12 protein-coding genes are annotated in these 16,470 nt (G+C 26.2%); 7 read left to right on the top strand and 5 right to left on the bottom strand.

The features are described 5' to 3' along the window. The first annotated feature begins 12 nt into the window (after window positions 1-12). The 4 genes from truB (at window position 13) to G4A98_01860 (ending at window position 5,832) form a co-directional block, all read left to right on the top strand. Window positions 13-951: a tRNA pseudouridine(55) synthase TruB gene (truB, locus tag G4A98_01875; protein QIQ41960.1), complete on the top strand. Its 939-nt coding sequence runs from the start codon at window positions 13-15 to the stop codon at window positions 949-951. A gap of 103 nt (window positions 952-1,054) precedes the next feature. Next, window positions 1,055-1,324, top strand: a complete 270-nt coding sequence (rpsO, locus tag G4A98_01870; protein ID QIQ41959.1) for a 30S ribosomal protein S15 — start codon at window positions 1,055-1,057, stop codon at window positions 1,322-1,324. Between the two features lie 198 nt (window positions 1,325-1,522). Beyond that, entirely contained in the window at window positions 1,523-3,646 is a 2,124-nt protein-coding gene (gene pnp, locus G4A98_01865; GenBank protein ID QIQ41958.1) for a polyribonucleotide nucleotidyltransferase, read from the top strand. A 383-nt stretch (window positions 3,647-4,029) separates the two neighbouring features. Beyond that, on the top strand, window positions 4,030-5,832 hold the full coding sequence (locus tag G4A98_01860) for a DEAD/DEAH family ATP-dependent RNA helicase (GenBank protein QIQ41957.1): 1,803 nt from the start codon (window positions 4,030-4,032) through the stop codon (window positions 5,830-5,832). A gap of 70 nt (window positions 5,833-5,902) precedes the next feature. Here G4A98_01860 and G4A98_01855 read toward each other — a convergent pair whose 3' ends face one another. From G4A98_01855 to argF, 4 genes are all read right to left on the bottom strand, one after another. Next, window positions 5,903-6,307, bottom strand: coding sequence for a hypothetical protein (locus tag G4A98_01855; protein ID QIQ41956.1), 405 nt, complete (start codon window positions 6,305-6,307; stop codon window positions 5,903-5,905). A 46-nt stretch (window positions 6,308-6,353) separates the two neighbouring features. Next, entirely contained in the window at window positions 6,354-6,818 is a 465-nt protein-coding gene (locus G4A98_01850; GenBank protein ID QIQ41955.1) for an aspartate carbamoyltransferase regulatory subunit, read from the bottom strand. An 8-nt stretch (window positions 6,819-6,826) separates the two neighbouring features. Next, window positions 6,827-7,759 (bottom strand): aspartate carbamoyltransferase, encoded by a 933-nt coding sequence (gene pyrB / locus G4A98_01845; protein ID QIQ41954.1) that lies wholly within the window; start codon window positions 7,757-7,759, stop codon window positions 6,827-6,829. A 117-nt stretch (window positions 7,760-7,876) separates the two neighbouring features. After that, window positions 7,877-8,893 carry an ornithine carbamoyltransferase gene (argF, locus tag G4A98_01840; GenBank protein QIQ41953.1) on the bottom strand — a complete coding sequence of 339 codons (1,017 nt, stop codon included), beginning with the start codon at window positions 8,891-8,893 and terminating at the stop codon, window positions 7,877-7,879. Between the two features lie 277 nt (window positions 8,894-9,170). Between argF and G4A98_01835 the strand changes: the two genes are divergently transcribed. The 3 genes from G4A98_01835 to G4A98_01825 all read left to right on the top strand — a co-directional run bounded on the left by G4A98_01835 (window position 9,171) and on the right by G4A98_01825 (window position 14,619). Further along, on the top strand, window positions 9,171-10,670 hold the full coding sequence (locus G4A98_01835) for a leucyl aminopeptidase (GenBank protein ID QIQ41952.1): 1,500 nt from the start codon (window positions 9,171-9,173) through the stop codon (window positions 10,668-10,670). A gap of 85 nt (window positions 10,671-10,755) precedes the next feature. Then, window positions 10,756-13,623: a valine--tRNA ligase gene (locus G4A98_01830; GenBank protein QIQ41951.1), complete on the top strand. Its 2,868-nt coding sequence runs from the start codon at window positions 10,756-10,758 to the stop codon at window positions 13,621-13,623. Window positions 13,624-13,680: 57 nt separating this feature from the next. Next, window positions 13,681-14,619, top strand: coding sequence for a rhodanese-related sulfurtransferase (locus G4A98_01825; GenBank protein ID QIQ41950.1), 939 nt, complete (start codon window positions 13,681-13,683; stop codon window positions 14,617-14,619). Between the two features lie 46 nt (window positions 14,620-14,665). Here G4A98_01825 and G4A98_01820 read toward each other — a convergent pair whose 3' ends face one another. Next, window positions 14,666-16,456 (bottom strand): ATP-binding cassette domain-containing protein, encoded by a 1,791-nt coding sequence (locus G4A98_01820; GenBank protein QIQ41949.1) that lies wholly within the window; start codon window positions 16,454-16,456, stop codon window positions 14,666-14,668. Window positions 16,457-16,470 lie beyond the last annotated feature (14 nt).

The raw sequence follows: 16,470 nt of genomic DNA, 5'->3' as shown, positions 1-16,470 counted from the left end.
AAGGGAAAATAGATGTTTTTTTATAAAAAACGCAATGTCCATGGTTTTTTTTTACTAGATAAGCCTACAGGTATTTCTTCTAATCATGCTTTACAGAAAGTGAAAATGATTTTCAATGCAAAAAAAGCAGGTTATATCGGAACTCTAGATCCTTTAGCAACAGGTATGTTGCCGATTTGTTTCGGAGAATGTACAAAATTTGCGCATTATTTAACAGAATCTAATAAACGATATCATGTCATTGCTAAATTAGGGGAAAAAACATCTACATCTGATTCAGACGGAATTATCATAAAGAAGCGTCCTGTTTTATTTACTACTTGTAAACTTGATTTATCTATAAAAGAATTAAAAGATTCAATTGAACAGATTCCTTCGATGTATTCAGCAATCAAATATAATGGTATACCATTATATCAATATGCACGTCAGGGATTAAAAATTATACGTAGTACAAGAAAAATTACAATACATGATATATATTCTGTTCAGCAAAAAAAAAACTTGATTGAATTTAAAATACTTTGTTCAAAAGGAACATATATTCGAACAATTATTGATGATTTAGGAGAAAAACTAGGTTGCGGTGCTCATGTTATTTTCTTACGGAGATTACAAGTAGCTTCATATCTTTATACACAATTAGTAACAATTTCTGATTTATATAAATTATTAAGTACGAAAAATATAGATGATGTTGATTTTTTTAAAAATATAGATGATTTATTAATGCCGGTAGATAGCCCTGTATCTTTTTTACCTGAAGTACGTCTTTCTACTAAACAATCATATCATTTTAGATTAGGACAGAGTATAAAATTTTTGTCTGATATCAAAAATAGTTTAGTACGTGTAACAGAGGAAGAAAATAAAAAATTTATTGGATTAGGGAAAATTAATATAGAAGAATTATTAATTCCATATCGATTAGTTTCTAGATTTTCTAATTAAGTTATTCACTATTAAATTTAAGATTAGCATGATATTATTTCAAAACGACTTAATCAAGTCAAAAATGATTTAATATAGTTTTAAATATATGGAGTGTTATTATATGTCTTTATCTGCAACAGATACAAAAAGAATTATTTTAAAATATGGTGAATCTGAACATAATAGTGGAATAACAGAAGTACAAGTGGCATTATTAACAAATCAAATTAATCATCTTCAAACACATTTTTCTCAACATAAAAAAGATTATTGCAGTCGCAGAGGTCTTTTAAATATGGTATCAAAACGTCGTAAATTATTAGATTATTTAAAGAGAAAAAATATATCTCGTTATACTGCTTTAATTGAAAAACTACATTTGAGACGATAAATAGTTTGTATAAAAATTATATAATTAAACAGTTTGTATTAATAAAAAATAGATTTTTTACAAAGGGCTTTATTAGCCCTTTTTTTACAATTTCATTTAAATTTTTAGATTAAATGCTAATTTTTTATTAATTATGAAAAATTTTTAGAATGAAATTTATTTTTATTAAAAAATTAGTTTTATGTTAAGGATATTATTTTGCTAAATCCAATTGTACGTAAATTTCAATATGGCCAACATACAATCACTTTAGAGACAGGTGTAATGGCTCGACAAGCTACAGCTGCTGTTATGGCTAGTATGGATGATACCGCGGTCTTTGTAACTGTTGTCGGACAAAAAAAAATACACATAGGACAGAAATTTTTTCCACTTACTGTTAACTATCAAGAACGTACATATGCAGCAGGTCGTATACCTGGTGGTTTTTTTAGAAGAGAAGGACGGCCAAGTGAAAACGAAATATTAACGGCACGATTGATAGATCGACCTATTCGCCCATTATTTCCAAAAAATTTTCTTAATGAAATTCAAATAATTGCTACAGTAGTATCAGTTAATCCCCAGATTAATCCTGATATAATTTCTATTATAGGTGCATCTGCAGCACTTAGCCTATCAGGAATCCCATTTTATGGTCCGGTAGGTGCTGCTAGAGTGGGCTATATTAATAATCAATATATTTTAAATCCTATTAGTGACGACATGAAAAATAGTTCTTTAGATTTAGTAGTTTCGGGCACACAAAATGCTATTCTTATGGTAGAAGCTGAATCTGCAATACTTAGTGAAGAACAAATTTTTGGAGCTATTCTATTTGGTCATCAGCAACAACAAGTAGTTATTAATAATATTCGTTCTTTATCAAATGAAGCTAGCAAGTTACCTTGGACAATATCTTACCCAGAAATAAATAAAACATTAGAATTAAAAATCATTGAGTTATCTGAAAAAGATATAAATAACGCTTATTTTATTTTTAATAAACAAGAAAGAGTTGAAAAATTAAATAGTCTTAAAGAAGATATAATTAAATTATTTTTAGAAGAAGACTCAAATATAAATATATTAGAAATAGAAGAAATTTTTCAAAAAATTGAAAGAAAAATTGTACGTAAACGTATATTAAGTAATCAAACTCGTATTGATGGACGTGAAAAAGATATGATTCGTGCTTTAGATATTCGTACTGGTGTTTTACCTCGAACACATGGTTCTGCTTTATTTACTAGAGGAGAAACTCAATCTTTAGTTTCCGTAACTTTAGGAACATCTCGAGATGCACAAAATTTAGATGAATTATTAGGAGATAGAATAGATAATTTTTTATTTCATTATAATTTTCCTCCTTATTCTGTTGGGGAAATAGGAATGGTAGGTTCACCTAAAAGACGAGAAATTGGTCATGGTCGTCTCGCTAAAAGAAGTCTTTTGGCTGTAATGCCTAAGTTAGATAATTTTCCGTATACTATTCGAGTAGTATCTGAAATCACTGAATCTAATGGTTCTTCTTCTATGGCTTCTGTTTGTGGTGCTTCTTTAGCTTTAATGGATGCTGGAGTACCTATAAAATCTGCTGTTGCTGGAATAGCAATGGGTTTAGTTAAAGAGGGAAATAAATACGTTTTGCTTTCAGATATTTTAGGTGACGAAGATCATTTAGGAGATATGGATTTTAAAGTTTCTGGTACAGAAGAAGGCATTACATCCTTACAGATGGATATGAAGATAGAAGGTATTACTAATGAAATTATACATACAGCTTTAAATGAGGCAAGATCAGCTAGATTACATATTTTAAATGTAATGAATCAGGCATTAAATAAATCTAGAAGCGAAATTTCTGAATTTGCACCTCGTATTCATACTATAAAAATAAATCCTGAAAAAATTAAAGATGTTATAGGTAAAGGAGGTTCTGTCATTCGTATGTTGACTGAAGAAACTGGCACTATAATTGAAATTGAAGATGATGGAACAGTAAAAATATCATCTACTGTTAGAGAAAAAGCAAAGAATGCAATTCGTAGAATTGAAGAAATTACAGCTGAAATCGAAGTAGGTCGTATTTATTCTGGAAAAGTTACTCGTATTGTTGATTTTGGCGCTTTCGTTTCTATTGGGTTAGGAAAGGAAGGTTTAGTACATATTTCTCAGATTTCTGATAAACGAGTAGATAAAGTCTCTAATCATTTAAAAATTGATCAGATAATATCTGTAAAAGTACTAGAAATAGATCGTCAAGGTCGCTTAAGACTAAGTATTAAAGAAATAGAAAGTTCTATTATTTCTAATAAGTCAATAAATAATGCTATTATCTGATATAATTGTTTTATTTTTCATATTTTTATATTTTTTTAATAAAATATAGATTTATATCTTATCAAATAGTACCATATAAACAGATAGAGTATAAAACTTAATTCATTTTATTTTAATAAAATTATTATATCATTATATAGATATATAATTTAAAAAAATAAATTTCAACAAGTTGCTAATGTTGTTTTTTATAAGTATTTAATATTTAAAAAATCATTAGCAATAACTAATAAATATTATTATTAACTATTAAAAAGTTAAATGATTTTATTTTTTAGATCATCTAATTTGAGCCGGTTCACACTTTTCAATGAGAATAAATCAATATTTTCATCATGAGCTATGTAGACTGGCCGTTGTAACTTAAAAGGCATATCTACTGCATGACTCATACTGAAAGCACATTTTCTTTTCTTGGTTTAAATCCTTTTATTATTCAATCGTTAACTGAAATGGGATATGTTAAACCTTCCCCTATTCAAGCATCTTGTATTCCTTTACTTTTAGAAGGACGCGATGTATTAGGAATGGCACAAACTGGAAGTGGTAAAACAGCTGCTTTTTCATTACCACTTTTACATAATCTAAACATTAATTTAAAAGCTCCTCAAATATTAGTATTAGCTCCTACAAGAGAATTAGCAGTGCAAGTAGCAGAAGCATTTTCAGATTTTTCTAAGTACATGATTGGAATTCATGTTTTACCTTTATATGGTGGTCAAAGATATGAACTCCAATTACGCGCACTACGACAAGGACCTCAAATTGTTGTAGGAACTCCAGGTCGGTTATTAGATCATTTGAAAAGAGGAACTCTTAATCTTTCAAATTTACATGGATTAGTTTTAGATGAAGCAGATGAAATGTTACGTATGGGTTTTATAGAAGATGTAGAAACAATCATGGCCCAGATTCCAAAAGAACATCAAACTGCATTATTTTCCGCTACCATGCCAGAAGCAATCCGTCGTATTTCTAAACGATTTATGAAAAATCCTCAAGAGATAAAAATACAGTCTAATATCACTACGCGTCCAGACATAAAACAAAGTTATTGGATGGTATATGGTCGAAAAACTGATGCATTAATTCGTTTTTTAGAAGCGGAAGATTTTTCTGCTACAATTATTTTTGTTAGGACTAAAAATGCAACTTTAGAAGTTTCTGAGGCATTAGAACGTAATGGATATAATAGTGCAGCATTAAATGGAGATATGAATCAAGCATTACGTGAACAAACTCTAGAAAGACTGAAAAATGGTAGATTAGATATTTTAATTGCTACAGATGTTGCAGCACGTGGTTTAGATGTTGATCGTATTAGTTTTGTTATTAATTATGATATTCCTATGGATGCAGAATCTTATGTGCATCGTATAGGTCGTACAGGTCGAGCAGGTCGAGCAGGTCGAGCATTGTTATTTGTTGAAAATCGTGAACGTCGTTTGTTACGTAATATAGAACGTACTATTAAACAGTCTATTTCAGAAGTTCAATTACCTAAAATAGAATTGTTATGTCAAAGACGTCTCGAACAATTTGCAAAAAAAGTACAACAACAATTAGAAAGTCGAGACTTAGATGAATATAGCGCTTTATTAGATAAATTATATTCTACAGATGATTTAGATATAAAAACTTTGGCAGCTGCTTTACTAAAAATGGCTCAAGGTGAACGTTCTTTAATTATTAAACCAGATTTAATAAAACGTCAATCGCGAGATTTATTATTTAAAGATGATCGCCGACGTGAAGATATCCGAAATTATCGACCACGTCGTGAACGTCGTGATAATAAAGATATGGAATTATATCGTATTGAAGTAGGTCGTAATGATGGAGTTGAAGTACGTCATATAGTTGGTGCAATTGCTAATGAAGGAAATATTAATAGTCGCAATATTGGCAATATTAAACTTTTTTCTTCTTATTCTACAATTGAATTACCTAATGATATTTCTAAAGATTTATTACAAAATTTCACTCGTACTAGAATATTAAATAAACCAATTAATATAAAATTATTACGAGATTCAAGGAATTATGAGATTAAAACATCCAAGAGTTCTACATTTAATAGAGATAAACATAGTCATCATCGTATTGCTGAAAACAATTTAAATAAATCTAGTGTATCTAAAAAAAATGAACTTAAACCATCTTTCTTTCGTCGTAGAAATATTTAATTTTTTAGTTTTTATGCCGCTTTGCGGCATATTAAGTATATCATAATTTAAAATCAAATGATTTATTGAATTAATTATCTTCACAAGATAGTTTTTTAGATGCTATTGCTTCAATTTCTATTTTGACATTTTTAGGCAATGCTTGAACTTCAACACAGGATCGAGCAGGAAATCCTGACTTGTTATCTATAAAAAATTGTTTATAAATTTCATTGATAATATCAATTTTTTTTAAATGAGTAGTGAAAATAGTAGTTTTTATAATATTTTGCACATGAAATCCAGCATCCACTAAAATTGATTTTATATTTTGTAATACAATATATGTTTGTTCAGCAATATTATCTGGTATATGATTCGATGTAATATCAATTGGTATTTGTCCTGATAATATAATAAAATTATCAATTTGAATAGCTTGTGAATAAGGTCCAATAGGTTTAGGGGCTCTTGTAGTATTGATTATATGATTCATAGAGTATCGCTTATTTGTTTAATAATTTATATATGTTTTTAAAATGTTATTGATATGATAAAACTATATTTTTAGAAAATTCTTTTTCACAGTATTTACATTTTAAATTTATATTAAAAAATTGATCTTTTTTAAAAATAAAACTAGAATTTATAAGATTATGATTACTGACACAATTACTATTCGGACAAATTAAAATTCTATTAATTTTTTCAGGTAAAGTTGGAAAAACTTTTTTTACTAGATTGTATTTGTTAATATAATTTACGGTAGCATGTGGAGCATAAATTGCTAATTGATTGATTTGATCATCACTTAGAAAAGTATTTTCAATTTTTATAATATCTTTTTTTCCTAATTTTTTAGAAGGCAAATTTAAACCTATAGTAATACGTTGTTCTGTTTCGGTAAATCTAAATAAAGATAGTAATTTAAAACCAATATGTGCAGGAATGTGATCAATTACGCTACCAGATTTGATAGCTTCTACTTGAAGTTTATTTATTTCCATATTCTTATTTACAAATGTTTTTCTATTAGTACTAAAGATAAAATTGCTTGACGTGCATAAATACCATTTGCTGCCTGTTTAAAATACCAGGCATAAGGTGTATAGTCAACATCACGATCTATTTCGTCTATACGAGGAAGAGGATGTAATATCTTTAAATTACTACGTGCATGTTTTAAGAATTTAGTTTGTAATACAAACTTTGATTTTGCGTTTGCATATTCAGTTGAATCTAATCTTTCCTTTTGAACACGAGTCATATAAAGAATATCTATTTCAGAAATTATTTCTTCTATATTTTTATATCTTTTCCAATAAATTTCTTTTTTATCAAGCATGTTATTAATATAATCTGGCATTTTTAAAGCATCAGGTGAAATAAAATAAAATTTATTATTTTCAAATTTAGCTAATGCTTGCGTTAATGAGTGTACTGTTCTTCCATATTTAAGATCTCCAACTATAGCTATATTTAAATGATTAAGTCTATCTTGAGTTTCTTGTATAGTAAATAAATCTAAAAGTGTTTGTGTAGGATGTTGATTTGCTCCATCTCCTGCATTAAATATTGGTATTTGATTAGAAAATTCTACAGCTAACCGTGCCGATCCTTCTTGAGGATGTCGAATAATAATAGCATCTACATAAGAACTAATTACTGCAATAGTATCTGCTAATGTTTCTCCTTTTTTTTCTAAAGAAATATTATTTCCATCAGAAAATCCTACCGTTGAGGCTCCCAATCGATAGATTGCAGTTTCAAATGATAAACGAGTACGAGTTGATGCTTCGAAAAAACAACTAGCAATAATTTTATTTCTTAATAAATCAGGTTGTGGTTTTTTCTTAAGCATTGCAGATTGATTCAAAACTAATTCTAATTCATTTCGTTGAAGATCATTAATTGAAATAATGTTTTTTTTATACAGAGAGTTTCTCAAATTTTATTTTCCTTGATTATTAAAGAAAAGATAATATTACATGCTTCTCAGCAGTATAAGGAAACTAAAAAATATTGAGTTTTTTATAAAGATTTATGTTATTCATTATATTTTTTTTTAAAATTCAATTGTTTTTGATAAACTAGATACAAGAATAGCTTTTATAGTATGTAATCGATTTTCTGCCTGTTCAAAAATAATTTTTTGGTTTTTTTTAAAAATATCATTTGTTATTTCCATGCCATTTTCAAATCCATATTTTTTTAATATAGATGTACCTATATCAGTTTTTTGATCATGTAAAGCTGGAAGACAATGTAACACTTTCACTTGTGGATTATTAGTCATATCTAACATTTCATAGTTTACTTGATAAGAACTTAATAAATTAATTCTTTTTTCCCATACTTCTTGAGATTCGCCCATAGATACCCAGACGTCAGTATAGATAAAATCTACATTATTTACGCCTTGATTAATATTTTCAGTACATATTATATTACCTTTTTTCTTTTTTGTTTGTTCTTGACAAAATGTAAATAAGTTTTCTTCGGGCCAACATTCTCTAGGAGCAACTAGACGTAGATCTAATCCAACTAATGATGCAGCTTCTAATAAACTATTTCCCATGTTATTATGTGCATCTCCAACATAAGCAAATTTTATTTCATAAAATTTTTTTTCTGGAAAAATTTCTTTTATAGTTAGTAGATCAGCAAGTAATTGTGTAGGATGAAATTTTTCAGTTAAACCATTCCATACTGGTGCTTTTGAATATTTAGCTAGAATTTCTATTGTTTTGTGATTATGACCACGATATTGAATTCCATCATACAAACGTCCCAATATTTTTGCTGTATCTTCAATTGATTCTTTTTTTCCAAGATGTGTAGCACCAGGTCCAAGATATGTAACATGAGCTCCTTGATCAAATGCAGCTACTTCAAAAGAGCATCTTGTACGAGTGGATTCTTTTTCAAAAATTAAAGCTATATTTTTTTTTTTAAGTAATTGGATTTCTTGATTATTTTTTTTGTACTTTTTGAGTTTTTGAGCTAATAAAATTATATTCTTTAATTCTAAAGCAGTAAAATCTAATAGTCTTAAAAAATCACGTTGGTAAAGATTATTCATAATTAAATTCTCAGTATTAGATAGAAATATATTTCTAACAAGTTGAAATTGAAACAAAACATTTTTATATTATATAATATTTTTTATTAAACTTAAAATTATCATAATCATTGATGAAAATAATAAAAATTATATTTATTAAAATATAGATATATAAATATATATATAAATAAATATTGTTAATTTAATATAAAAACGCTAATTTAAGAATATTTTATGTATTAAATATTTATAATTAATTTAATTAATCAATTTTATTTAAAATAGAGAATATATCATGGATTTTTTTGTAAAAAATTGTAAATTAGATAAAGAAAAAACTGATTGTATAATAGTTCCTATTTTTGATCTATGTGAACTTTCTGATTCAGCTTTTTATTTAAATCAATGTAGTAATAATTATATAAGTTCATTAATAGCATTAGCTGATATTAAAGGAGAAATAGGAGATACACTTATATTATATAAAGTGCCTAAAATTTGCTCGAAGAGAATATTGTTAGTAGGTTGTGGAAAACAAAACAAAATAAATAAATCACGTTTGAAAGAGATATTTAAAAATGCAATAAATGTTTTAAAAAAATTTTCTGTAAAAAATGTGATTTTTTCTGTTTCTGAACTAAATATTAATAATAATATATATTGGATGATTAGAACAATAGTACTTGCTATAAAAGCATCGTTATATCAAGTCATTAAGATTAACAATGAAAATGTCAATAGTATTAATATAGATCATATTACATTAAATATTTCACAAAAACATAATTTATCTATATCAAAAATATCTTTAAAACATGCATTAGCAATCGACTATGCCATTACATCTGCAAAAAACTTAAGTAATTTACCACCTAATATTTGTAATCCTCTATACTTATCACATAAAGCTCAAGAACTTTCTAAAAAATATAAAAATAATATTACTGTCGAAATCATCGATATTAAAAAAATGAAAGAATTAGGAATGAATGCTTATATAGCAGTTGGAGATGGAGCAAAAAATAAACCATTTATGTCTGTAATAAAATATTCTGGAAATAATGTTATCAATAATAAAACGATTGCTTTTGTTGGAAAAGGTTTGACGTTTGATTCTGGAGGAATATCTATTAAACCCGCATTTTGTATGCATGAAATGAAGTATGATATGTGTGGTGCCGCAGCTGTATATGGAACTCTAATTATGGCTGCTGAATTACAGTTGCCTTTAACAATAATAGGGATTTTATCTGGTTGTGAAAATATGCCAGGAGGTCAATCTTTTAGGCCTGGAGATGTTTTAACTACTATGTCGGGTCAAACAGTGGAAATATTAAATACTGATGCTGAAGGACGTTTAGTTTTATGTGATTCATTAACATATTTAGAACGTTTCTCTCCAAATATAGTAATTGATATTGCTACTTTGACTGGAGCTTGTGTCATAGCATTAGGTGAATCAGTTAGTGGACTTTTTTCTAATAATCAAGAGCTTTCAACTCAATTACATCATGCATCACAAGAAACAGATGATAAAATATGGTCTTTACCATTATTTTCAGAATATCAAAAAACATTAAACTCTAATATTGCAGATTTTTCTAATGTTGGAAAAAGTAAAGCTGGAGCTATCACTGCAGCTTGTTTTCTTTCTAAATTTACGAAAAATTATAAGTGGGCACATTTAGATATTGCTGGAACTGCATGGAAATCTGGAACAAATGGAGGTGCGACAGGACGTCCTGTTGAACTTTTATCGCAGTTTTTATTAAATCAATCAAATTATATTTATTAATACTATACAAAAAGATTTTTTTATTAAAATAAAATCTTTTTAACATGGCAATGTCGCCTTTTTTATCAAGAAATAGTCAAATAAAATGGATAAAACTTATAATCCTCGACATATTGAAGAATCTTTATATAGTGTTTGGGAAAAAAATGGGTATTTTAAACCTAATAATTTAGGAAAATCAACTTTTTGTATTATGATGCCTCCACCTAATATTACAGGAAGTTTGCATATGGGACATGCATTTCAACAAACAATTATGGATATATTAATTCGCTATCACAGAATGCAGGGTAAAAATACATTTTGGCAAGTTGGAACAGATCATGCAGGAATAGCAACACAAATTTTAGTTGAACATCAGATATTTTTAGAAGAAAAAAAAACTAAAAAAGATTATAAAAGAGATGATTTTATTGCAAAAATTTGGGAATGGAAAAAAAAATCTAGTAGTATTATTACAAAACAAATGCGACGTTTAGGAATATCTGTTGATTGGGACTATGAAAAATTTACTTTAGATGCAGATATTTCTATTGCTGTTAGAGAAGCTTTTATTATACTTTATAAAAACAATTTAATTTATCAGAAAAAAAGATTAGTGCATTGGGATTCAAAATTAGAAACTGTAATTTCAGATTTAGAAGTTGAACATCGTTTGATAAAAGGGAATAAATGGTTTATTCGTTATCCAATTGTTCAAAGTAATAATTTTTTCAAAAGAAAAATAAAATATTTGGTAGTTTCTACAAGTAGACCTGAAACTTTATTGGGCGATACGGCTATTGCTATCAACCCTAAAGATCAAAAGTATAATCAATGTATTGGACAGACTGTTATATGTCCTTTAACTAATAGGGAAATTCCTATTATTGGAGATAAATATGCTGATTTAGAAAAGGGAACTGGTTGTGTAAAAATTACTCCAGCACATGATTTTAATGATTATAAAGTAGGAGTCCAGCATAAATTACCAATGATTAATATTTTTACTTTTGATGGAAGAATTAAATCTATTTCTGAAGTTTATAACTATAAAGGTGAAAAATCTAATAAATATAGTACATTTATTCCGCTTCAATTTCGAAATTTAGATATTTTTTCTGCACGAGTTGAAATTATTAAAGAAATTAAAAAATTAGGATTATTAGAAAAAATAGAAAAATGTGAGATTATTACTCCTTATAGTGATAGAAGTGGTGTTGTGATTCAACCGATGCTTACGAATCAATGGTATTTAAAAACTTCAGAATTAGCGAAAGTAGCTCTAGATGCTGTAAAAAATAAAAAAATTAAATTTATACCAGAACAGTATGAAAGTATGTATACATCTTGGATGAATAATATTGAAGATTGGTGTATTTCTCGTCAATTATGGTGGGGTCATCGTATTCCAGTATGGTATGACAATCGAAAAAATATGTATATTGGACACAACGAAAAAGAAATACGTAAAAAATATTCTATATCAGAGCATATAATATTACGACAAGAAAATGATGTTTTAGATACATGGTTTTCTTCGGGATTATGGACTTTTTCTGCATTAGGATGGCCTAAAAAAACTACATTATTAAAACTGTTTCATCCTACTAATGTTTTAGTTAGCGGTTTTGATATTATTTTTTTTTGGATTGCTAGAATGATCATGTTAACTATGTATTTTGTTAAAGATAAAGATAATAATCCTGAAGTCCCTTTTCAAAATGTTTATATCACAGGATTGATTCGAGATGAATATGGAAAAAAAATGTCTAAATCAAAAGGAAATGTAATTGATCCGTTAGATATGATAGATGGAATTTCTTTGAAGGAATTAATTAAAAAAAGAACAAATAATTTATTGCAACCGAATTTATCTTATAAAATAATTCAACGTACTATTAAACAATTTCCTGAAGGTATTCAAGCTACTGGAACAGATGCATTACGATTTACTTTTTCTGCGTTAGCGTCTAGTACACGTGATATACAATGGGATATGAATAGATTAAAAGGATATCGTAACTTTTGTAATAAACTTTGGAATGCTAGTCGTTTTGTATTAATTAATACAAAAAATCATAAGTTTTCAAACTTTGACATAAAAGATAAGATGTTATTAATTAATAAATGGATTTTAATAGAATTTAATAATACAGTAAAATTATATCGTGCATCATTGGATGCCTATCGTTTTGATATAGCAGCTAATATTTTATATGATTTTATTTGGAGTATATTTTGTGATTGGTATTTAGAATTAGCAAAAATAGTTATTAACAGAGGTTCTCCTGAAGAGGTGTATTCTACTAAAAATATTTTATTATATATTCTAGAATTACTTGTAAAATTAGCTCATCCTATTATTCCTTTTATCACTGAGATAATTTGGCAACGTATAAAATTAATTAAAGACATTCAAGGTGAGACAATTATGTTGCAATCTTTTCCAGAGTATAATCATAAATTATGTGATAAAAAAATACAATACAACATGGAATGGATAAAAAAAATAATTGTTTTTTTGAGAAATATTCGAATTAATATGAATATTAGTTCTAAAAAATTATTACCATTATTTTTATATAATATCACTTCTGAACAAGAAATCATTATTAAAGAAAATATTTTACTTATAAAAAAAATATCGTTTTTAGATAGTATTACAATACTCTTTAAAACATATGATAAAGATTTATGTATAAAAGAAATAATAGATGGAGCAGAAATTATAATTCCTATGCTCAAATTAATAGATAAAGAAGTAGAATTGAAACGGCTAGAAAAAGAAGAAAAAAAAATACAACTGCATATATTAAAAATTAAAAATAAAATTTTAAATAAAAATTTTTTATATTATGCTCCAAAAGAAATAGTAAATCAAGAAAAAAACAAATTATTAAAATTAAATGAAGTATACATAAAATTGTCTGATCAAATAAAAATTTTAACAAATTTATCTGATAAAAAATAATATTATAGTTTTTTATTGCGTATGTTATTCTTAATTCATAGTTATTATAGGTATTTTATGTCTATTTTACACAATCTTATTTCTAAAAAAGAACTAAAAAAACGTGTTTTTTCTGAAACGGAACCTCGTTTAACATTGTCTTTTTATAAGTATTTTACTATTAATAATACTCGAGAATGTCGCGATGAATTTTATAATAATCTTTATAAATATAATGTTTTAGGAAGAATTTATATAGCTACTGAAGGTATTAATGCACAAATCAGTATTCCAAAAAAAAATTATTGTTTTTTAAGAAAATTTTTAAATAATTTTCATTTAGAGCTAAATAATTTACGTATTAATAAATCATTGGACAATCGGAAATCTTTCTGGGTTCTTTCTGTTAAAGTTAGAGAAAAAATTGTACAAGACGGAATTACAGAAGATTTTTTTAATCCTAAAAAAGTTGGTATTTATATTAAATCAAAAACAGTTAATTTAATGTTAAATGATAAAAAAGTAATATTTATTGACATGAGGAATTCTTATGAATATGCTATTGGTCATTTTGAGAATGCAGTAGAAATTAAAAGTTTAACTTTTCGTGAACAAATAAAAAATGTAATAAAATTAATGAAACATGCTAAAAATAAAAAAATTGTTATGTATTGTACAGGTGGTATTCGCTGTGAAAAAGCTACAGCTTGGATGTGTTTTAATGGTTTTAAACACATTTATCATTTAGAAGGAGGCATTATTGGTTATGTACATGATGCCCGAAAAAACGGGATTCCAATTCTTTTTAAAGGGAAAAATTTTGTCTTTGATGATCGCATGAGTGAAAAAATTTCAGATGAAATAATATCATTTTGCACACAATGTGGTCAACTTTCTGATACTTATATTAATTGTCATTATAGTTTATGCCATCGTCTTTTTATTCAATGTAAACAATGTTCTATTAATTTTAAAAATTGTTGTTCTTCAATTTGTATGAAAAAAATACAGCTATAATATATGAATATGTAATTGTGAAAAAAGTATTATTTTAAAAAATTTTTTAAGTTTTATTATTTATGATACTTTTTTCTAAAGTTTCCCAATATAGTATTTTTTGTTCTAATTTTTTTTCTTGTTGAGATAACATTTTTAGCATTGGTAATTTTTCTTCTAATGTTTTTTTAAAAAAATTAGGTTCATTTACTATTTTTTGTAATTTATTAATGTTAATCTCAATTTTTTCTATTTTATAGAATATTTTTTTGAGTTCTTTTTTAAAATTATTTTTAACTTTTATTTTAATATTTGTCTTTAATGTATTTTTTTGTATTTTTTCTTTTGGTAAATGATCTTGTTTTCTTTTTAAATAATCATAATTTCCACAATAGGTACTAATCAATCCATTTCTTTCAAAATACCAACATTTTTTTACTGTATTATTAATGAATTCTTCATCATGACTGACAATTATAACAGTACCTTGATAGTCAATAATAATTTTTTCTAATAATTGAAGTGTGTCTAAGTCAAGATCATTTGTAGGTTCATCAAGAATTAAAACATTACTAGGTTTTAAAAATAATTGAGCTAAAAGTAATCTATTACATTCGCCACCTGATAATGTTTTTACTAAAGATTGGAGCTGATTAGGTTTAAAGAGAAAATTTTTTAGATATCCAACTATATGTTGTTCTCTTCCATTTAACATAATTTTTTCTTTTCCGTAAGCTATATTTTCTAAAATAGATTTATTTGGATCTAATATAGATCTATTTTGATCAAAATATGATATTTTTAATCCTGTTCCTCTATAAATTTTTCCTTTATAAGGTTTTTGTTCTCCTATAAGAATTTTAATTAATGTACTTTTTCCACATCCATTATTGCCGATCACTCCTAATTTATCACCATGTTGAATAATTGATGAAAAATTTTTTATAATAATTTTATTATTTATTAAACAATCTACATTTTTTAATTCAAAAAGTATTTTTCCTGAATCATTTTTAGATTGGTTAATTGTGATATTATTTAATTTTTCTATTTTTTTATAATCTTCATATTCTTTTCGTAATGTTTTTAAATTTTTAACTCTTCCTTCATTACGAGTAGAACGTGCTTTAATACCCTTTCTAATCCATGTTTCTTCTTTTTCTAGATTTTTGTCAAATAATTTTTTTTGTATTCTTTCAATACGATTACTTTCATTTTTTAGTTTTATAAAATTTTTATAATCACCTGGCCAAGAAACTAATTTTCCACGATCAAGATCTACAATACGTGTAGAGATATTCTGAATAAAATTTCTATCATGTGATACGAACAATATACTACCAGAAAATTTTTTTAAAAATATCTCGAGCCATTTAATAGTTTTCATGTCTAAATGATTTGTAGGTTCATCAAGCAATAGTATATTGGGTTCTCTTATTAGCACACGACCTAATGCAGCTTTTCTTAATAGTCCTCCCGATAAATGAGATAATAAAGTGTTTTTGTTCAATTCAATTAAGTTAATAATTTTTTCTATTTGTACAATTTCTTTTATATTTTTTTTTTTATTTATTGAATATTTCTCTAATCCTGAACTGATAAAATCATGTATGGAAATATCGAGATTGTTAGGATTTTTTTGTTGTAAATAAGATACTTTTATATTTTTTTTATAAATAACACGACCATGATCTAAATCTTGTGTTTTATTAATGATTTTTAATAAAGTAGATTTTCCAGCTCCATTCTTACCAGTTAAACATACTCTTTCATTGTCGTTGATATGAAGAGTGCTATTTTTTAATATCTCTAGATTACTAAATGATAGATGAGCATCTTGAATGCTAATTAAAGACATAAATTTTTCTATCC

The organism is Buchnera aphidicola (Microlophium carnosum) (assembly GCA_011752475.1).
GTDB lineage: Bacteria > Pseudomonadota > Gammaproteobacteria > Enterobacterales > Enterobacteriaceae > Buchnera > Buchnera aphidicola_BG.
Note: the sequence above shows the minus strand (reverse complement) of the source record. Positions and strands in the feature narration are given on the sequence as shown.